The sequence below is a fragment of the Herbaspirillum sp. YR522 genome (assembly GCF_000282575.1).
Lineage (GTDB): Bacteria > Pseudomonadota > Gammaproteobacteria > Burkholderiales > Burkholderiaceae_D > Herbaspirillum.
The window spans coordinates 1-19648 of the sequence record NZ_AKJA01000106.1; the positions used below are offsets into that span (position 1 = coordinate 1).

The window sequence follows — 19648 nt, forward strand, 5'->3', positions numbered from 1 at the left end:
GGCAGCGCCTGCCGGCGACATATCCACCGCCGCGACCTGCCAGGTGCGCCGGCAGATATGCACATATTTTGTGAGCAAGACTGTGGAAAACGTTCTGACATCCCACCCAAGTCCTTGATTGATAACGCTTTTTCCGGCGCGCCACAATGTGCGTCAATGGGAGGCAGCCAGCAAGGGCCGCTGCACGCGGTGCAATGCCTGACGGGATATCCACATAGGGTGTGTGCAAGCTTGTGGATAATGCCCTGGCAATCGACCCAAGTCATTGATCGATAAGCGAAATGTCAACCAGGGCAGCAAATGGGCAAAGCCCGTGTCAAGGACGAAAAAAAGGCCTGCGACGACAAGCATCGCAGGCCCAGCGATCTGCAACAACGGCAGAGGAGACAGCGTCAATCCTAAGCCCGGCATGTGACACCGCAATGACCTGGACCCGGTGCCGACGATGTCACGCTGGCGTCATATGCCGCCGCTATGCTGATGGTTCTTGCGGTACATGCAACCGATATGCATGACCGCACGGTGTGTTGGACTCGCGTCCAGCACACCCTCCTTACGGGGCCTCGCTGCCCCTCCCCGCCCTCGCTACCAGACGCCGTCGACCGCCGTGCCGATCAGGCCGATACGGCTGATCTCGCCTTCGGCCCCTTGCAGTGCGAGGTCGTCCGGCATGCTCCTGGGTGGCTTGCGATACCAGTCGAGACACACTTCGGACAGGTTGGTCAACGCCTTCTTGGCCATGAACTGCTGCAGCATGCTGCGCGTCAACGCCAGGTCGGCCGCCAGGAAGAAATCGCCCGGCGCGGCCAGCGCGGTGTGCGATGCACTCATGCGCGCCAGGTTCTTCTGGAACATGCGACGCGGCACCGGCATGGCATGGCCGGCCGCATCCAGCAACTCCTGGAACACCGGTGCCATGAAATCGATGGCGTAGCCGTCGCATTGCACCCAGGCGTGAAAGGCGTCGTGATCGCTGCTGATGGCGCCATCGCCGCCAATGCTGCCGAACGACAAGGCCGCACCCTGGGCACGATCGACCAGGTAGAAGGCCGCGCCGGCGACCGGAAACGCATTGCGCTTGTAGAACTTCTTGAGAATCTGGGCGGCAGTGACGCTAAAGAAAAACGACGCCGCCGGAATATCGGCCTCGACACTGCTCAATACGGAATGGATGACACGGAAGATGCGCTGGTAATCGGCCAGCGGAATCAGCGGGCGCGTCGGCGACGCGCTGGAAGATGAATTTTGCATGCGATATTTTCGCATGGAATGCAACCGGACCGGCTCGCCGTTGACTGCGTCGGCCCCGCACAAAAATAACTATGTACCCCGTCGCCGTCGATGCGCTGGATATCGTTTAGGCAAACGCAAATCGATACCAGGAGCAACCGATGGCGCACACCACTTCATTCCCCGCGCACGCCCGGCGCCAGTCCAGCGGCACGGCCTGCGGCAACGGCGTTTGTTTGAACGATTATCAGTTGCCGAAACGGCTCCCGGGCAACAAATATCGGCCAGCTCGTCGCAACGACTTCGACGCCGCCCATCTCGCTGGGGGCAACGCGACATCGGAAAACATCCGGCCATGCACCTGCGATGACGTAGCGCCGCAACATTACCCGATGCAAGCCCGCGCACGGCTGGCATCAGTGTGTCCGGCACCGCGCCCCGCCGCCAGCAACGCCGCGCCAGGCCGCATCGCCTCGCACGTTATTCATAAAATATCTTGTTATCAGAGACACAATCAAACTTTATTAATTCTATAAATTAATAGTTTTTTGTCTAACCGGCTATCGGCCTTATTTCATGGGCCCTGCATCGCTTTTCAATATTTGCGGGCAGTTTAAATTCACTAATTTTTATGATGTTTTTTTCAGCTAACCTGACTCCTGAAAAAGTATTACCGCATAACAAATTCAACCGCCGAACACCCGATTTTCAATGACTCATGCGGGCCATCAAAACCTGACTAACGGAGTGATGATGCATCTAAGAAGAACCACGCGCGCCTCATTGTTTTCGCCATTGCAACGCTCGATTCGCATCCATGGCGTCAGCACCTGCCTGCGCATCGAGAAGATCTACTGGGACATCCTTTCCAACCTGGCGCGGCGAGAGAAGACGCCATTGAGCACCATGCTGTCGGACTGGGATATCCAGGCCCGCACCAATCACGATGAGATAAAGAATTTCAGCGCATACGTTCGCGTCAGGTGCGTCGCGCATCTGTTGCAGCAAATGCAGACCGAAAACATCGCCTTGTAACGACAACACTTCACGCTCACCAGCCAGCCCACTATGCCCGCGTACCTTCGCCCCTTGCCCCGCCGGACCATGGCCGCAGCCGTATTGCTGACGTTTTCGGCTGCGCTGGCCCATGCCGCGCCGATCCCCTGGCATAGCCACCGGTTCAATTACCGTGCCGACGGCACGCCACTGCGCCAGGTACTGGCCGACCTGATCGCCAGCCAGGGCTTGTCGATCAACATCGATGCTTCCCTCAACGGCAAGGTCAGCGGCGTCTTCAGCGAGTCGGCACCGGCAACGTTCGAGAAGCTGTTGAAGACCAATGGCCTGGTGGCGTATTTCGACGGCAAGACGGTGCATGTCTCTTCCGGCGCCGAGATCCGCGAACGCATTTTCAGCATCACGCCCCTGACCGCGGCCGATGTGCGCAACGAACTGGCGAGGATGAACCTGGACGAGCCACAGTTCCCGCTACGGTTCTCGCAAAGTTCGGCGACCCTGACCGCGCCGGCGATCTATGGCGACATGGTGGCCCTGGCCATCGGCAATGCCCGCCAGCATGCCCTGTCGCTGCAACGGCAGGACCAGACCGCGATCCGCGTCTTCCCGCTCAAGCATGCGCTGGCCCAGGACACGACCTATCAGGTCGGTGGCCGCGACTTTCCCGTTCCCGGCGTAGCATCGCTGCTGCGCACGCTGATGGCGGGCGCCACCACCTCGGCGCCAGCGACCGCGCCGCCGGGCGGCAATGGCCCGCTGCCCGGCCTGGCCGGCCAGGGGCTAGCCGCGCAGGGACGCGCCCGGCAGGGGTTGGCGCCATCGGTGGCGACCATGCCCGGGGGCACGGTCGCAGACATGCCGGCGGCCAGCGCGCCACCGGCCGAGAGCACTGCGCAGGTGGTGGCTTCGCGCGCCAACATCACCGCCGATGTCAGGACCAATTCGGTGCTGGTCTACGACACCTCGGCCATGATGCCGCATTACGAACGCACCATCGCCCTGCTGGACCGGCCGCAAGACCTGGTGGAAATCGAGGCCGAGGTCATCGAACTGGAAGAAAGCGCGGCCGAACGACTCGGGGTGCAATGGAGCGGCCGGACATCGCTGTCGCTGCCCGGCATGAACAGCGCCGCCGCCAGCCTGTCGACCATCGTCGGCAGCGACAGCCAGGCTTTCCAGCTGCGCCTGCATGCGTTGCAGACCGAAAACAAGGCGCGCATCACATCCCGGCCGCGCGTGCTCACGCTCAACAACAGCCAGGCCGTCATCGGCAGCCAGCAACGCATTCACGTCAGGGTGGCCGGTGAGCGCCACGCCGACCTCTACCCGGTCGATGCCGGCCTGGCGCTGCGGGTCACGCCGCTGATCGTCGAGGACGGCGCCGCCGGGCGCAAGGTGCGGCTGTCGATCCAGATCGACGACGGTGACTTCAGCCAGGATATCGCCACCGACAATATTCCCTCGGTGCGCAATAACTACATCGCGACCCAGGCCGTGGTGGGCGAAGGCGATAGCCTGCTCATCGGTGGCTATCACCTCCAGCAGCAACGCAGCGGGCTGGCCAAGATACCGCTGCTGGGCGACATCCCACTGATCGGTGGCCTGTTCCGTTTTCGCCAGGACAACGGCCGCCGCGTCGAACGGCTGTTTCGCATCACGCCACGACTGGCGCCGGCGCTGGCGCCCGAGCCGAACCTTGATGTCACGCCACCCGAGGTGTTGCGCGACGTGCCGGACCGGTTGCCATGAGCGCGACCGACCTGCAAGCGGGCCCGCCCCCGGCGGACCAGTTGATGGGGCCACCGGCGCCCGAACCGCTGCCCTCGTCCAGCCTGTACCTGTACATCGACAACGGCAAGCACCAAGGCGCCCGGGTCGAACTCGAGCCTGGCCAGGTGCTGTCCATCGGCAGCGTGCTCGAGGCCGACATCTACCTCACCGATGCCGGGGTAGCGCCGCTTCACGCGAGCATCGAGCGCATCGGCCAAAGCACCCGCTGGCAGGCCGGCCAGGCACCGATCTCGTTGTTCGGTCTCACCCTGCCCGCAGGCAAGAGCCAATTGCTGGGTTGCGACGGCGAAGTCGGCATCGGCCCGGTGAAGATGGTCGTGGCCGGCGCCGAACGCGACCCGCAGCAAGCGCGGCGCGCGCACGGCGCACTGTTGCGACAACGCGCGCCATTGCGCTATGTGCTGTTCGAATGGCGGCGCCTGTCGGCCGGCGTGCGCCTGGGCCTGGGCTGCGCCACGCTGGCCATGGCGCTGTTGGGGGTGGCCCTGACTCGCGACCATCCCGGCCCCACCGTAGAGAGCGTCCAGGAACTGGCCACCCACATGCGGCGGGTGTTCCCGCACGTCAAGGTGGGGCTCGACGAACAGCAGGCTGCCGTGGTCTACACCGGCTATGTCGACCAGCACCAGGACCTGGAACGCCTGCGATTGCAGGCATGGAATATCAGCACCGATATCCCGCTCATCCGGGTCTTCGCCATGAGCGAGATCGCAGCGGCGGCGCGCACCCACCTCGACCGCATCTATCGCTCGGCGCATGTGCGCGTCACCGGCCCCGGCACGCTGCTGGCCGAGGTCCCCGCGGACGAGCCTGCCAAGTCGCTCGATGCCTGGGATTTCGAGGCCGTCGCCGCAGCCGCGCGGCGCAATATCCCGGGGCTGCTGAAACTGGAAGTGGTAGCGGTGCGCACCGAACTCAAGCAGGCCCAATCGGTGCCACTGGCGCAACTGGGACTGAACCTGGTGACCGGTCCGTCCGGCACCTACCTGCGCGGCAAGAACGGCGAGCAGCTGTTTGCCGGCGCCGTCATCAAGGAAGGCACCCTGCTGAAGATAGATCCCTGCAAGGTCCTGCTGCATCCAGCCGGCACCGAGGTCATCTATCGATTCGTCAACATGGAGATCAACAATGCGTATTGCAGATAAGGAAAAACGTAGCCCATTGGGACTGTTGGGACTGCTCGACATCGAGCGGCGCCTGGCGAACTCGCAAGGCTCGGCGCTGGCCCAGCAAATCGACCAGCAGTTGCAGGCTTGCCTGAAGGAGCATGTACGCGGCAGCCGCACCGACGAGATGCAGCTGGCACGCCGTCACGCGATGCTGGCCGAATTGTGTCAGCTGGGCAGTTATGTGATGGCACTCACGGGCTTGCCCAACCGGTCCAGCGCCGGCGCATCGGTGGCCATCGACGAGTCGGCCCTACGCGAGCTGCTCGAGGAGCTCGGCCACCTGGCCCGGGTGCGCCTGTGGACCGCCCAGAGCGAACAGATCTTCGACCTGCTGGTGCGGCTGTACGGCGATCATCCGGGGGGCTACCTGGGACAGGCGATGCTGCGACTGGAAAACGGCCACTTCCGCGAGGCCAGCGCACTGTTCGACATCGTCGAACGCCTGGCGCCAGGCAACCAGCAGGCCTGCCTCGGCATGGGCATGCTGCATCTGCTGTCGGGGCAGTCGCGCCAGGCCGTCGATTGCCTGTCGCCTTTGCGCCAGGACAGCGGCCAGAACGGCCGCATCGCGCGCGCCATGCTGTCGCTGCCCGAACTTCGCGCCTACACCTGATATCGCCGTTACCCCTCAACCATTGAAAAAAGGCTGCCGACATGATCGAAAACATGCCCACCTCGTTGTTCTCCCATAATCACCTGCAGCAGGTGCAGCAGGTGCAGCCAGTGCCGGCGCTACGCCCCGCCGACGACAGCCCGGCCCGCAACGCCAGCGCCCTCGGCAGCATGGTAAAGGGCATCCAGGAGCGACTGCGCCTGTCCTACAACGACGTCCTCCAGCCGCTGGGTCAACTGCAGGACATGAAGCCGGCGGATATGCTGATGCTGCAGGCCAGGCTTGCCACCCACTCGGCCCGGGTCACGATAGTCAAGAGTATCGCCGACGAATGCTCGCGTGCGGTCAATACCCTCGTCAATCGCTGATAGGGCACCGTCGCATGCCACGCCCACGTCGCCTCCTTGCCATCGCAGCCCTGGTCTTGCTTGCCGGGTGCAACGATACGTTGCGCAGCAACCTGTCCGAACGACAGGCCAACGAAATCATGGCCATGCTGCAGCAGCACCGCATCACCGCCACGCCGGAGCGCGAACGGGATGGCAGCTGGCGCCTCGAAGTCGCCCCGGACCGGCGTGAACTGGCCATCGAGCTGCTCAACGCCTACGAGCTTCCGGGCCAGACCTATTCGGACATGCTGCAGATCTTTCCCAAGGAAGGCTTCATGTCGAGCCCGGTGGAAGAGCGGGCGCGCTACCAGTACGGCCTGGCGCAGGAACTCGAGAAGACCCTGTCCCACATGGAAGGCGTGGTGCTGGCGCGGGTCCATGTGACCATCCCGGGCCGCGAGTTCCTCAAGGACGCCAGCAGCCAGCCGGCGTCGGCGTCGATCTTCGTCAAGTACCGCAGCGACATGAGCATGGCCGGCAAGGAAGAGGATATCCGCGACCTGGTGGCCCACAGCATCGGCAACATCCCGCACGAGAACGTCTCGATCATGATGTCGCCGGTCACGCCGAAGCTGGGCAACCCGGCCGCGCGCATCCGTTCCGGCTGGTTTGGCGTGCATTACCGCGAAGGCAACTGGCTCACGGTGACCCTGCTCTACAGCCTGCCATGGCTGGCGATCCTGGCGTGGCTGGCATGGCGTGCGTGGCGGTGGCCGGCATGGCGTGGCTGGCACGCCAGATTGTCAGCCCGGCGCGGCCAGGTCGATTCCACAGAGGGCTATTACACCCGCGCGGAGAAACGATGAACCAGATATTGACCCCATTCACGCCCGCGCATGATGCCGGCATGGCCGACCTGGCGCTGCGGCGCTGGCTGGCGCAACCGGAACTGGACGCAGCTCCTGGCTGGATCGCCTGCGGTGCGCCTGGCACCTCGCCGCTGCGCGCCCGCCTGGCCGGCATCGAACTGCGCCGGATGCTGCCCGAGCCCTCCGACCTCGACGCGCTTGAGCGCTGGCACCCCTGGCTGGCCCGGCCCTACGACGAGATCGAGGCCGATCTCATTCGCGCAGCGGCGCTGGCCTTGCAGCGCCAGATCCAGCGCTGCGTGCATGGCAGTCAGCGCCAGCTCCTGGTCGACACGCTGGGCGTGGATCTCTACCAGGAAGTGATGCAGGCCCAATGGCAGCCCCAGCAGCTGGCGGCGTTGGACGAGCTGCACCTGCCGGTGCCGCAGTGGCAGGCCTACCGCCAGGTGCTGGCCTGCGGCCTGCACCTGGCGCACCGGGTACTGCTGCGGGCATCGCCCTACCTGGCGCAGCGCCTGCTGCTGGTGTTCCCAGCCGATATCGTGCTGCCGCCTGGCGGCGCCGAACCATGGTCCACCGCTGCCTACGCGCTGGCGTCGAGCCTGCTGCAACCGAAAGCCGACTATGACGATCATTAGCATCGACGGCTGGGTGCGCCCCTGCGAATTGCTCATCGACCCCGCCCAGGCCCGCACCATCGGCGAACTCGAGGACCTGGCCGGCCAGCTGCGGCAAGAGCACGCCGCGCGCCGGCTGGCATTGGCCAAGCGCCTGCGCCAGACCAGGAAGACCGCGGCGCGCCTGGGACGACGCGATGCGCAGGCGCGCGTGGCCGCCGACATGGTCGAGGTGTTCGCGGCCTATGGCATGGCCTGGAAGAACTTCGAAGGCATCATCGTCTCGACCGTGGTCCGGGCCCTGCAGCAGATCCTCGACACGATCCCGCCGCAGGAACTGCTGCAGGCGCAGATCGGCCGCTGCATCGCCGCCGCGCGCGAGGACGACGTGCTGGCAGTACACGTCCATCCGGACCAGTTGAGCGAGGCCGATGCCATCCTGCGCGCGCTGGGCGTCATGGTTCCCGAAGGGGCCTGCACCGTCTTGCCCAATCCCTCGCTGATGCTGGGCGGTTGTGTCTTGGAGACCCGCATGGGCGCCATCGACGGCAGCCTGCATACGCAGATCGACATGGTGCGCGACGCCATCGCGCTGGCCTGCCAGACGCGGCGCCCACTGTCGTGGAAGGGACCGGCATGACCCCCTATGACGCTTCGACACCCGTGCCCGGCCTGGGCGGCCAGCATGCTGCCGCCTGGCCTGACCTGCCGCTGCTGCCACCGGCCCAGGCCGAGACCCGCAACCAGCTGGTCCGCTGGTGCGCCCTCGCGCCCCGGCATGTGCGGCTGCTGGACGACAACCTGGTGGTCGGTGCCAGCCCCGCGCGGGCGCGCTACCCGATCACGCTGCATTTGCGCTCGGCCGACGGCACGCTGCAACTGGGCTGCGACCTGCAACCCTTGCTGCCGGAAATGGCATGCGACGTGCTCCCGCCGTTGGCGGCCGATGACGGCCCCGAGCACCGGCGCGCCACCTGGATGCTGGCGCCATGGATCGACTGCCTGACCCAGCAGCTGGGCCAGCAGCTGCACCTGGAACGTATCACCCACGATGCGCCGTGGGAGCCCGGCCACTGGGCCATGCAGGTCTGGCGCAGTGGCGCGCCCGGCCAGAGCGGAACGCTGGGGGTAACGGGTTCGTTGTTGCCGCGCCTGGCCGCTGCATTGCCTGCGCGAGCGTCGCGCTACACGCACCTGGCGCACATCCCGATCACCCTGCATTGGCGGATCAGGGCGCCGGCCCTGAGCCATGCACAGTTGCAGGCGCTGGACTTGAAATCGGTCATCCTGCTGCAGTACCCCGAAGCCGAACTCTGCCTCAGCGGCAGGCACGGCACGATCCGCCTGCGCGGCACCACTGAACAAGGAGATTTCCTGATGAACGATATCCATCTGGCCAGCGACGACATGCTGGCATCGCCCCATCCCCCAGGCGGCATGATCCCGCTGGACATGCTCATGGCGTCGGTGGACGTCGTACTCGACAGCATTGTCATGCCGCTGTCCGAGATTGCCGCCCTGGCACCGGGCTCGGCACTGCCGCTGTCCCAGTTCGACAGCGGGCGCGCCGTCACGCTACGCTGCAATGGCGTGCCCTTCGCGCGCGGGGAAGTGGTGGTCATCGGCGAACGGCTGGGCGTGGTGCTCACGCACACGGCTGGCGTACAGCCCAACCTGCCCGAGGCCAGCGCGTGATAGCGCAAGACCCCACACCATGAACCTGGACACCCCTTCCGACCACATCAACATCATTGCGCTGTATGTCGCGCTGGGCCTGTTGCCGCTGGCGATGGTGATGCTGACCTCGTTTACCAAGATCTCGATCGTGCTGTCGCTGCTGCGCAACGCGCTGGGCGTGCAACAGGTGCCGTCCAACCTGGTCATCGCCGGCCTGTCGCTGGCGGCGACCTTCGTCATCATGCAACCGGTGGGCCAGGAAATCGCTTCCCGGGTCGACCTGGACCAAACGCTACGCGGGCGCAAGCCGCTCTCCGTGGCATTGATCATCGAACAGGCCGGCGACCCGGTAAAAAAATTCCTGCACACCAACGCCAAGCCTTCGGAGCGCGACTTCTTCGCCAAGGCGCTGCGCTCCCAGCGCGGTGAAGCGAACATCGACGAGATGAGTTTCTCGGTCCTGATCCCGGCGTTCGTCATTTCCGAGATCGGCGCCGCCTTCGAGATCGGCTTTCTGCTGTACCTGGTCTTTGCCATCGTCGACCTGGTCGTGGCCAATGTGCTCATGGCCATGGGCATGACCATGTTCGCGCCGACGGTGATCTCGATCCCGCTCAAACTGCTGGTCTTCGTGGCGGCCTCGGGCCTGCCGCGTCTCATGCACAGCCTGGTGCTGTCCTATACGACATGAACGATATCCTCTCCATTACGCGCGACGCCCTGGCGCTGGTACTGTGGCTATCGCTGCCGCCGTTGCTGGTGGCGGCGCTGACCGGCATCCTGGTGGGCCTGGTGCAGTCGGTGACCCAGTTGCAGGACCAGGCCATCTCCTACGGCATCAAGGTCATCACGGTCACGCTGACGGTGTTCTTCACCGGCGCCTGGATGCGCAACGAACTCATGCGCATGATCTCGCGCATCTTCGCCCTCATCGGCGTACCGCCGGGTGCGCCCTGACATGGACCTGAGCACCGCCCTGGTCAGCTATGGCGTGGCCTGCATCCGCCCCGCCATCGTGCTGCAGATGCTGCCCTTCGGCGCCGCCGCCTCGGCCGGCATCTACCTGCGCGTGCCACTGACGCTGACGCTGGGCTGGCTGGCCTGGGACCAGCGCGACCACCAGGCGCAACTGATGGCAATCATGCTCAAGGAAGCGCTGCTGGGGGTGCTGTTGGGTTTCCTGCTCAACCGCGCCTTCAGCGTGGTCGGCATGGCCACTTCGGTGCTGGCCCAGCAGGCCAGCTACACCGCCGGCTCGGTCTACGATCCGAACTTCGAACGCGAGAGCACCGCGCTCGACGGCCTGCTCCTGAACCTGCTCTCGCTCATCGTGTTCGCCGCCGGCGGCCTCGGTTTCCTGGTGGGATCGATGCAGGAAAGCCTGGTGCTGTGGCCCATCGCCGACCTCACGCCCGACCTGGGCAAACTGGCGCGGGGACTGATCGATTCGCTGGGGCGCGACCTGCTGCCACAGATGCTGGCCTTGATCATGCCCCTGATGGTGCTGCTGCTGTTTACCGAGATCATTCTCGGCCTCATGGGGCGCCACGCGCAGCAGCTCAACCCCTTTTCGGTGTCGATGCCACTCAAGCTGGCGGTGCTGTTCTTGGCCATCTGGATGGCCTTTCCCACCCTGGTCGAAGAAATGGTGCGCCTGCTCGAGATGTCCCGGAGCCTGCAATGAGCCAGGGCGAGAAGACCGAACAGCCGACCGAGCACAAGCTGCGCGAGGCACGCTTGCAGGGCAACATCCCCAGGAGCGCCGACGCCACTGCCAACGCCAGCCTGCTGGGATGGTGCGGCGTGCTCGGCGCCGTGGGCGGGTTGCTGTTCGACGCCATGCTGGGAATGGTGCGCTACGTGTTCGAGATGGACCTGCGCCAACCCATACCGGTGCTGCAGGCCCAGTACCAGCCCTTCATGGTCACGGTGCTGCTGGCGATGCTGGCATTGCCGGTACTGGCCGGGCTGCTCATCTCGGCCATTGCCGACCTGGCGCAGTCGCGCCTGCAACTGGCCACCAAGCGCAAGTTCCTGTCGTGGGACAGCCTCAATCCGGTGGCCGGCATCAAGCGCATCTTCGGCTTGCGCCAGCTGGGCGTGCTGCCCCTGACGGTATTGCGCTTTGCGGCGATGTGCGCCATCGCATGGTGGTCCACGCGTCGCCTGCTGGGCGCGATGGAGGGCATGTGGCGCGCGCCGCTAGTGGACCAGGCCGTATTCCTGGGCGGCTATGTGATCAAGAATGCGGTCATCATCGGCCTGGCCATCATCCCCTTCTCGGTGGCCGACCTGATGTGGCAGCACTTCATGTGGCGCCGCGGCCTGCGCATGTCGATGCAGGATATCCGGCGCGAGCACAAGGACCAGGAAGGCGACCCGCAGATGAAGGCACGCCGCAAGCAGATCCACCAGCAAGCCACACGCTAAGACACCATCATGAACAAACGTCTCTCACTGCTCGAAGTCGATTACTCGGCCTGGCTGCAAAAATACAGCGATGTGCTGGTCGGCCTGCTGCTGCTGGCCATCCTGGCCCTGCTGCTGCTGCCGGTGCCGCCGTTCGCGCTGGACCTGGCCATCGCCGCCAACTTCGCGTTCAGCTTCGTGCTGCTGGCCACGGCCATCTATGTCAGCTCGCCCACGCAACTGGCCTCGTTTCCCACCTTGCTGTTGCTGACCACCCTGTTCCGGCTGGGCATCTCGATCGCATCGACCAAGATGATCCTGCTGCATGCCCAGGCGGGCGACATGATCCACGCCTTCGGCGCGCTGGTGGTGGGTGGCAGCCTGGCAGTCGGTATCGTCATCTTCGTGCTGCTCACGGTGATCCAGCTCATCGTCGTCTCCAAGGGTGCCGAACGGGTAGCCGAGGTCGCGGCCCGCTTTACCCTGGACAGCATCCCCGGACGCCAGATGAGCATCGATGCCGATCTCAATGCCGGCCTGATCTCGCCGTTGGATGCGCGAGCCCGGCGCGAAGCGCTGGAACGCGAGACGCACCTGCTGGGTTCGCTCGACGGCGCCATGAAGTTCGTCAAGGGCGATGCCATCGCCAGCATCATCGTGGCGCTGGTCAACATCGTCGGCGGCATCGCCGTAGGCGTGATGGCCAAGCAGATGAAGTTCGGCGAGGCGCTCGAGGTCTACTCGCTGCTGACCATCGGCGACGGGCTGGTGTCGCAACTGCCGTCGCTGGTCATCTGCGCGGCCGCCGCCATCATCATGACGCGGGTCTCCGGCAGCAAGGAGCAGCAGCACCTGGGCGGCGACATGTACGACCAGATCGCGGCCAACCCCAAGGCCATCGTCATGGCGGCCGGCGCCTGCCTGGTGCTGGCCGCCATTCCGGGATTTCCGCACTGGCAGTTCGCGCTGGCCGCGCTGGCGCTCTTGGCCGTGGGTGTGGCCAGGCTGCGGCAAGCCGCGTTGATCGCCAATTCGCAGCGCGCGCCGATGCCGGAGATGGCGCGCGACGGCGCCAGTTATTCGCCGCGCTTCCTGGACGACGTCGAGCAAGGCACTTCGGCGCCGCTGCGGCTGCGCCTGGGCCAGGAATCGTTTCACGCGGTCAATCCGGTGGCCCTGAACCAGGAGCTGGCCAAGCTGCGCAGCCACCTCATGCAGCAGATCGGCATGCCGTTTCCCGGCTTGTCGCTGCAGATCGATAGCGGCCTGGACCCCGATTGCTACATGATCGACATCGACGACATCGGCATGGCCCACGGCACGCTGTACGCCGGGCTGCGGCTGGCACTGGGCCCGGCACAGCAACTGGCCGGCCTGCCGGCGGCCGAGAACAGCCGGCCGCACCCCGGCCTGGGCCACCCCGGCGATGTGCTGAACTGCTGGATCGAGGCCGCCGGCATGGCCGAGCCGCTGCCGGCCGAGGTGACGCTGCTGTCGGCCGACGGCGTGATCTGCGCGCACCTGTTCGAGCTGATCCGCAGCCATGCCCACCGCTTGCTGGGCATCCAGGAGACGCGCTACCTGCTCGACACCCTCGGCATCCTTTTTCCGACCCTGGTGGCCGAGCTCGAACGCGATACCTCGGCTGCGGCCCTGACCTCGGTGCTGCAGGAGATGCTGCGGGAGGATATCTCGATTCGCAACCTGCGCGGCATCCTCGAGGCGATCATCCAGGTCTCCCCTGGCGAGCGCACCCGCGCCAAGATGGTGGCCAGTGCCCGCATCCGCCTGGCGCAACACGTGGTGCTGCCGCACCTGGGCGGCCAGCAGCGGCTGCCGGTGATCCTGTTCGATGCCCAGTGGGACGCGGTACTGCAGGACGCCCTGCGCATCGGGCCGGACCGCGAACCCGAGCTGGCGCTGCACGCGCGCGACCTCGATACGCTGCAACACTGCCTGCGCTCGCAACTGGCGCACCATGCGCCGCATATCGTGCTGTTGACCAGCGCGGTGCTGCGGCCGTTGCTGGTGCGCCAGCTGCAGGCGGCGGGCCAGGCCCGCACGGTGATGGCGATCGAGGAATGCCAGCAGGCGCAAGTCGCGCTGGAGCATGTCGCCACCCTGGCCCTGGAGGCGCCGGACCATGCCTAGCCGCCAGATAGAATACGTCGCCCAGGCGTTGCGCGCGGCCACCGATGGCCACAGCCCGCTACCGCTGCGAGGCAAGGTGGTCGAGGCGCTCGGCACGCTGATCCGGGTGGTCGGCGTGCCGCTGCACATCGGGGAACTGTGCCGCCTGTTCGAGGCCGGCAGCACCGGCTATCGCCTGGGCGAGGTAGTCGGTTTCAGCCGCGACGAAGCGCTCGTCATGCCGCTGGGCCCGATGAGCGGGCTATCGACCACGACCATGGTCGAGGGCACCGGCGCGGGGCTGCTGATCGCGCCGGCGGCCGACCTGATCGGACGCGTGGTCGATGGCCTGGGCATGCCCATCGACGGCTGGCCGGCGCCAGCCAGCACCTCGCTATCGGTGCACCGCAGCGCGCCCGACCCGCTGTCGCGGCCGGTGATCAACCGTGTCTTCGCCACCGGTGTGCGCGCCATCGATGGCCTCCTGACCTGCGGCGTGGGCCAGCGCCTGGGCGTGTTTGCGCCGGCCGGCGCCGGCAAGAGCACGCTGCTGGGCATGATCGCCCGCGGCGCCCAGGCCGACGCGGTGGTCATCGCCCTCATCGGCGAGCGCGGGCGCGAAGTTGCCGAGTTCCTCGAACACAATTTCTCGAGCGCGCAACGCGAACGCATCATCGTGGTGGCCGCCACCTCCGACCGGCCCGCCGCCGAACGTATCAAGGCCGCCCATGTCGCCACCCGGCTGGCCGAGGACCTGCGCGACGCCGGCCGCAACGTGCTGCTGCTGTTCGATTCGCTCACCCGCTTTGCGCGGGCGCTGCGCGAAGTCGGGCTGGCGGCCGGCGAACCGCCGGCGCGGCGCGGCTTCCCGCCCAGCGTATTCTCGGAACTGCCGGTGCTGCTCGAACGTTCGGGGCGCAACGGGCACGGCGCCATCACTGCGTTCTATACGATCCTTGCCGAGGACGACGAGGGGGGCGATCCGATCTGCGAGGAAGCCCGCTCGCTGCTGGACGGGCATATCGTCCTGTCGTCGCAGCTGGCCGGGGCCGGCCACTTTCCGGCCATCGACGTGCTCAAGAGCCGCAGCCGCGTGATGGGGCAGATCACCGATCGCACCCACGGCGAGGCCGCCAACGCGGTGCGCGCCTGGATGGCCCGCTACCAGGAACTGGAGATGCTCATCCGCATCGGCGAATACCAGCCCGGCCACGACCCAGAGAGCGACCTGGCGGTGGACATGCATACGCCGACCAGGCGCTTCCTGCGCCAGCACCACGGCGAACCGCAATCCTTCGCGCGCACGCGGGAGGCCCTGCTGCACCTGGGCTCGGGCCGGACCGAATGAATCGCGCCGAACAGGCGCGGCTGGTGCGGTTCTGGCAGCAGATGGACCAGCTGCATGCGATCCGCAAGCGACGCGCCCAGACCGCCGTGCGGATGGCGCAACAGCAGGTGCGGCAATTGCAGGATGGCATCGCCCGCAACCACGCTGAGGCCGACCATTGCCGGCACCTGCTGCAACAGGCCCACTCACGATTCCTGCTGACCCTGGTGGACATGAAACTGCGCTCGGTGCAGCACCTGGACCAGGCCGCCGCCATCAACCGCGAGCGGCAAGAACTGGCCCGCAGCCTGGCCACGCTGCACCGGCAAGCGGCGCAGGCACGCGACGACGTGGCGCAGGCGCGCCACCGCATGGGCGTGGCCGACCAACGGAGCCAGCACGCCATCGACCAGTTGCGCGAGAACCGCCGCAGGTTGCGCGACCTGCAGGAAGAAGACAACGGATAAGCGGCCCCGCACGGGCGCACGCAACGGACATCGCGAAAAAATGAATATGTACTGCGCCTGGCGTGCGTCGCCCCCTAAGATGGCTCCATCGATATCGATGCTGTCGCTTCATCAGCAACCACGTTTGTTCTTTCAGACAGGAGTACACATGATTTCCAATATTGCAGCCAATTCGACGGCCACCCAAGCCAGCCAGCGGGGTGCCTCGCACCAGACGCCCGCACATGGCCATGCAGCGCAACCCACCATCCGTTCGCCGGAATCGAACGTGACCGTCACCAACAATTTTGCGCCATCCAAGCAAGCCGAGGCCAAGCCAAGCGACAGCAGCGGTGACAAGAAGAAGTTCGACCTTGGCGAGATGCTGAAGAACTTCGCGGACGTCTTCAAGACCGTTGCGGATGCGGCCGGCAAGATCGTCAGTGGTATCTCTTCGGTAGCCAGCGGGCTCATCGGCGCGGCCACGAAACTGATCGGCATGGGCAAATGACCCGCTGCATCTGGCAAGGCAGTAACTGCATCACCTCGATTCCGGGTTCATCCGAATCCCGGTTCATCTATCAAAGGAGAATCCAATGAATACCAGCTCGATCACCAATAACGTCAGCATCGGCGCCACCTCCCCTTCCAGGAGCAACGCCCCTGTGTCGAATGCAGGCAACTCGGCCGGCGACTCGCTGAGGTCAATGATCCTGGCGCTCTACAAGATCATGGAAGCCGACAAGAAAAACGCCCTCAAGGGCGTCGGCAATGGCGAGGACAAGTCGAAACTGATGGAGGCCCAGATGAAGATGGGCGATGCCGACGCCGGAATGGGCATGCTCAACGCCATGGTCAAGTCCGAGAACGAAGTGAAGAAATCGATCGCTTCACGCTAACGGCATCACCGGCTGCCGCGGGCACCCGCCTGCGGCAGCCATCGTCGACGCCAGCGATCGACATTGCAGGTACGGGCCAGGTACGGGCGCAGGCCACTGGACGCCGCCAGGTCGGGCAGCACAAAAAAGCCAGTCACGATGACGCCGCCCAGGAGGCAGGCACGGAGGTCGACAACAACAGGGATATGGGCAAGACGCGAACGCGACGTTGGCCTCGGCACATCGGTAGACAGATGCATGGAACATGCACCAGCAATGAAGTCGGGGCGATACAAAGAACCGGCAAGCCGCTGGCTGCTCCCGGAAGCCGGTACCGCACTCCCGTCACGTGACGCGCATTGGATTTACCTTGCAGCTTCACGACTTGCCGTTTCACCCTCAAGAACTGCTTTTACTGCACCATCACTTGCAAGACAAGCATTACATCACCTACGAATACAACTACTGCGGTCATCTCTGTTACCGGTATTTCACGACATCTACTGCAACTGCTTACCTTAACTGTGAAACATCTGGGTTACCGCTACTGCCACATCCGCTGCAACTACACACTGCCTACTGCAACTACAAAACTACATGACAACATGACTACATGACAACATGACTACATGACTACATAACTACCTCGTCACCTGCGGAGGCACCACTACTCCCGCAAATCCGTGCTGCTACTGCCTACTACCCACTGCTCCGGTCACTCCCCAGCTCCCGGCACTTCCCCCTGCTACCTTCCCTTCCCACTCCAGGACCGTGGCGGTGCGCAATACACGGTCCTGCCTTTCGATCCTTCGCGTCAACCCTGCGTGTCGTGCGGCGCATGCAAGAAGCACGAGCAACTCGACTGGTGATGCGTGGCGCAATGACGCAGCGACTGGCGCAGGGCGATATCGCCATACATCGGCTCGGCGCCGGCATCGGCGGCCGAGAAAAGCATTGCCGCTATCGGCGCATCGGACTTGACAGGCACCTCGTCGAGCGACACCTCCAGGCGGCCCCACTCGCGATCGGTCTTGACGAACAGGTACATCAACACGGTGCAAAACAGCAGATAGCTGATGAACATCAGGGTGATCTCGCCCGGTACGGATTCGCTAACGAAGTGCATGACATGCTCCTGCTGGTGTGATGTTTCTCGAATGGCCTCACCAGCGATCGGGCACAACGGCTGCCACTGCGGTGCGTTACAGACCTCGTTTCATTGATGCTCATGGTAGGCATTCGCGCCCTGCCCCACCATCGGGGAATTCCTGAAGCCGGGTCGCCATGGCGCAAACGCCACACACGGCTCGCCCAGGCGTATCGCACGCCTGGACGCAGTACCAGGCCGAGGCTGCCGCAGTATTTCCAGGAGAACACAAAAAAAAGTGTGGCGATGGGGCGTACCCGCGCGAACCTTATGCCTAAAAACACAAACCCGGGCTTGGCGCTATTCCCAATATCGGCACGCTGAAGCAATCTGTAACAAGTAACACCTCCAGCCGACGACGAAGCACGCCATGCGTGCCGAGCGGATTGATCACACAGGAAAAAAAGCATGCCCCTGCAGAAGATGCGACTGAAGTACCGCTTTGTCTCCCTATGCGCAGTCCTCGCCGCCGGCTTCGCGGCCTATGGCGCCTGGTCGTTCAAGACGCTGGGCGAACTGAAGGTCAATGGACCGCTGTACCGTGAAATCGTCAAGGGCAAGGACCTCATCGCCGACATCATGCCGCCGCCCCAGTACATCATCGAGTCCTACCTGGTGGCGCTGGACCTGACCATCGCGCCACCCGGGGAGCGCGCCGCGCTGGTGAAGAAATTGAAGTCGCTCAAGTCCGACTACGACCAGCGCTACACGTACTGGGCCAACCAGGACGTCGAACCGGCGCTCAAGCAACAGCTGTTGGACACGGCGGGCAAGCCGGCGCAGGCGTTCTATCGCATCGCGTTCGAGCGTTTGCTGCCGGCGTTGGAGCAAGGCGACCAGGCCGAGGTGGCGGCGGCATTCGAACAACTCAAGAATCAATACGAACGTCACCGCCAGGCCATCACCGCCCTGGTCGAGCTGTCGTCGACCCAGAATGCCCGCACCGAGGCCGAAGCGGCGCAGTTGCTCGACGACGCCAACACCATCATGCTGCTGATCCTGCTGGGCGCCATGGGGCTGGCGGTGGCGACATCGGCAGCCATCGCCAGGAGCATCCTGCATCAGGTGGGCGGCGAACTGACCGACGCCAGCCAGATTGCCGGCCAGATCGCCGCCGGCGACATGACCGCGCAGGTCAAGTTGCGCGCCGGCGACAAGAGCAGCGTCATGGCCGCCATGAAACAGATGTGCGAAAGCCTCTCGGGCATCGTCGGCCAGGTGCGGACCTCCAGCCAGACCATCGCCGCGACCTCGAGCCAGATCGCGGCCGGCAACCTCGACCTGTCGGCGCGCACCGAACAGCAAGCCGGCGCGCTCGAGAAAACCGCCACCTCGATGGAACAGGTGACCGCCACCGTGCGCCAGAACGCCGACCACGCGCGCAAGGCCGACCTGATGGCCAATTCGGCCTACGACATTGCGGCCAAGGGCGGCGCCATCGTGGGCGACGTGGTGCACACGATGGAATCGATCAACCAATCGGCGCGCAAGATCGGCGACATCATCAGCGTGATCGACAGCATCGCCTTCCAGACCAATATCCTGGCCCTGAACGCGGCGGTGGAGGCGGCCCGCGCCGGTGCGCAGGGGCGCGGCTTCGCGGTGGTGGCGGCCGAGGTGCGCGGCCTGGCCCAGCATTCGGCCAATGCCGCCAGGGAAGTCAAGGCACTGATCGACCAATCGCTGGAGCGGGTCAATGCCGGCAGCGACCTGGTGTCACAGGCCGGCACCACCATGGAGCAGATCGTGTTCAGCGTGAGGTCGGTGACCCAGGTGATCGGGCAGATCACCCTGGCCAGCAACGAACAACTGGTCGGCATCGAGCAGGTCAACCAGGCGATTTCGCAGATCGACGCGGTAACCCAGCAGAACACGGCGCTGGTCGAGGAAGCCGCCGGCGCCACCTGCGCGCTGCGCGACGAGGCCCAGCAATTGACGCAAACGGTGGCCCTGTTCAAGCTGGACGACGCGCGCGGCCCGGTCGGGCAGGCATGAATGG

22 protein-coding genes are annotated in these 19648 nt (G+C 64.9%); 19 read left to right on the forward strand and 3 right to left on the reverse strand.

All coding sequences use genetic code 11. From position 1 onward, the window contains the following. Positions 1-585 precede the first annotated feature (585 nt). Positions 586-1251 carry a DUF2026 family protein gene (locus PMI40_RS14260; RefSeq protein ID WP_008116602.1) on the reverse strand — a complete coding sequence of 222 codons (666 nt, stop codon included), beginning with the start codon at positions 1249-1251 and terminating at the stop codon, positions 586-588. 690 nt (positions 1252-1941) lie between these two features. Between PMI40_RS14260 and PMI40_RS14265 the strand changes: the two genes are divergently transcribed. The 18 genes from PMI40_RS14265 (at position 1942) to PMI40_RS14350 (ending at position 16523) form a co-directional block, all read left to right on the forward strand. Then, on the forward strand, positions 1942-2265 hold the full coding sequence (locus PMI40_RS14265; RefSeq protein ID WP_202949710.1) for a ribbon-helix-helix domain-containing protein: 324 nt from the start codon (positions 1942-1944) through the stop codon (positions 2263-2265). A gap of 69 nt (positions 2266-2334) precedes the next feature. Continuing rightward, entirely contained in the window at positions 2335-3996 is a 1662-nt protein-coding gene (gene sctC, locus PMI40_RS14270; protein WP_008116606.1) for a type III secretion system outer membrane ring subunit SctC, read from the forward strand. Continuing rightward, positions 3993-5183: a hypothetical protein gene (locus PMI40_RS14275; RefSeq protein ID WP_008116608.1), complete on the forward strand. Its 1191-nt coding sequence runs from the start codon at positions 3993-3995 to the stop codon at positions 5181-5183. Before sctC ends, PMI40_RS14275 begins: the two co-directional genes overlap by 4 nt. Further along, positions 5167-5820, forward strand: coding sequence for a lipopolysaccharide assembly protein LapB (locus tag PMI40_RS14280; protein WP_008116609.1), 654 nt, complete (start codon positions 5167-5169; stop codon positions 5818-5820). The genes PMI40_RS14275 and PMI40_RS14280 overlap by 17 nt, the downstream gene beginning before the upstream one ends. Before the next feature lie 41 nt (positions 5821-5861). Further along, positions 5862-6188: a hypothetical protein gene (locus tag PMI40_RS14285; RefSeq protein WP_008116611.1), complete on the forward strand. Its 327-nt coding sequence runs from the start codon at positions 5862-5864 to the stop codon at positions 6186-6188. A gap of 14 nt (positions 6189-6202) precedes the next feature. After that, entirely contained in the window at positions 6203-7015 is an 813-nt protein-coding gene (sctJ, locus tag PMI40_RS14290; protein WP_008116613.1) for a type III secretion system inner membrane ring lipoprotein SctJ, read from the forward strand. Next, entirely contained in the window at positions 7012-7656 is a 645-nt protein-coding gene (locus PMI40_RS14295) for a hypothetical protein (protein ID WP_008116615.1), read from the forward strand. The genes sctJ and PMI40_RS14295 overlap by 4 nt, the downstream gene beginning before the upstream one ends. After that, entirely contained in the window at positions 7643-8275 is a 633-nt protein-coding gene (locus tag PMI40_RS14300; protein WP_008116617.1) for a FliH/SctL family protein, read from the forward strand. The genes PMI40_RS14295 and PMI40_RS14300 overlap by 14 nt, the downstream gene beginning before the upstream one ends. Then, a complete protein-coding gene (locus PMI40_RS14305) occupies positions 8272-9330 on the forward strand; it encodes a FliM/FliN family flagellar motor switch protein (protein WP_008116618.1) in 1059 nt (352 codons plus the stop codon). Before PMI40_RS14300 ends, PMI40_RS14305 begins: the two co-directional genes overlap by 4 nt. A gap of 19 nt (positions 9331-9349) precedes the next feature. Next, positions 9350-10003 carry a type III secretion system export apparatus subunit SctR gene (gene sctR, locus PMI40_RS14310; protein WP_008116620.1) on the forward strand — a complete coding sequence of 218 codons (654 nt, stop codon included), beginning with the start codon at positions 9350-9352 and terminating at the stop codon, positions 10001-10003. Beyond that, complete coding sequence (gene sctS / locus PMI40_RS14315) at positions 10000-10269, forward strand: type III secretion system export apparatus subunit SctS (RefSeq protein ID WP_008116622.1); 270 nt, start codon at positions 10000-10002, stop codon at positions 10267-10269. Before sctR ends, sctS begins: the two co-directional genes overlap by 4 nt. Before the next feature lies 1 nt (position 10270). Next, positions 10271-10996, forward strand: a complete 726-nt coding sequence (locus PMI40_RS14320) for an EscT/YscT/HrcT family type III secretion system export apparatus protein (protein ID WP_008116624.1) — start codon at positions 10271-10273, stop codon at positions 10994-10996. Beyond that, the gene (locus PMI40_RS14325) at positions 10993-11742 is read left to right on the forward strand and encodes an EscU/YscU/HrcU family type III secretion system export apparatus switch protein (RefSeq protein WP_008116625.1); all 750 of its coding nucleotides are present in this window, start codon (positions 10993-10995) and stop codon (positions 11740-11742) included. The genes PMI40_RS14320 and PMI40_RS14325 overlap by 4 nt, the downstream gene beginning before the upstream one ends. Positions 11743-11751: 9 nt before the next feature. After that, complete coding sequence (locus PMI40_RS14330) at positions 11752-13872, forward strand: flagellar biosynthesis protein FlhA (RefSeq protein ID WP_008116628.1); 2121 nt, start codon at positions 11752-11754, stop codon at positions 13870-13872. Further along, positions 13865-15199 (forward strand): FliI/YscN family ATPase, encoded by a 1335-nt coding sequence (locus PMI40_RS14335; RefSeq protein WP_008116629.1) that lies wholly within the window; start codon positions 13865-13867, stop codon positions 15197-15199. Before PMI40_RS14330 ends, PMI40_RS14335 begins: the two co-directional genes overlap by 8 nt. After that, entirely contained in the window at positions 15196-15645 is a 450-nt protein-coding gene (locus PMI40_RS14340; RefSeq protein ID WP_008116631.1) for a hypothetical protein, read from the forward strand. Before PMI40_RS14335 ends, PMI40_RS14340 begins: the two co-directional genes overlap by 4 nt. A gap of 97 nt (positions 15646-15742) precedes the next feature. Then, positions 15743-16135: a hypothetical protein gene (locus tag PMI40_RS14345; protein ID WP_157221554.1), complete on the forward strand. Its 393-nt coding sequence runs from the start codon at positions 15743-15745 to the stop codon at positions 16133-16135. Between the two features lie 85 nt (positions 16136-16220). Beyond that, positions 16221-16523, forward strand: coding sequence for a hypothetical protein (locus tag PMI40_RS14350; protein WP_008116635.1), 303 nt, complete (start codon positions 16221-16223; stop codon positions 16521-16523). Between the two features lie 5 nt (positions 16524-16528). Here the strand turns inward: PMI40_RS14350 and PMI40_RS24535 are convergent, their stop codons facing one another. Together PMI40_RS24535 and PMI40_RS14355 are read right to left on the reverse strand one after the other, a co-directional pair. Further along, positions 16529-16660, reverse strand: a complete 132-nt coding sequence (locus PMI40_RS24535; protein ID WP_255348141.1) for a hypothetical protein — start codon at positions 16658-16660, stop codon at positions 16529-16531. A 656-nt stretch (positions 16661-17316) separates the two neighbouring features. Beyond that, positions 17317-17628, reverse strand: coding sequence for a hypothetical protein (locus PMI40_RS14355; protein ID WP_008116637.1), 312 nt, complete (start codon positions 17626-17628; stop codon positions 17317-17319). A gap of 429 nt (positions 17629-18057) precedes the next feature. Here PMI40_RS14355 and PMI40_RS14360 point away from each other — a divergent pair, with 429 nt between their 5' ends. Beyond that, positions 18058-19644: a methyl-accepting chemotaxis protein gene (locus tag PMI40_RS14360; protein ID WP_008116639.1), complete on the forward strand. Its 1587-nt coding sequence runs from the start codon at positions 18058-18060 to the stop codon at positions 19642-19644. The last annotated feature ends 4 nt before the right edge of the window (positions 19645-19648 follow it).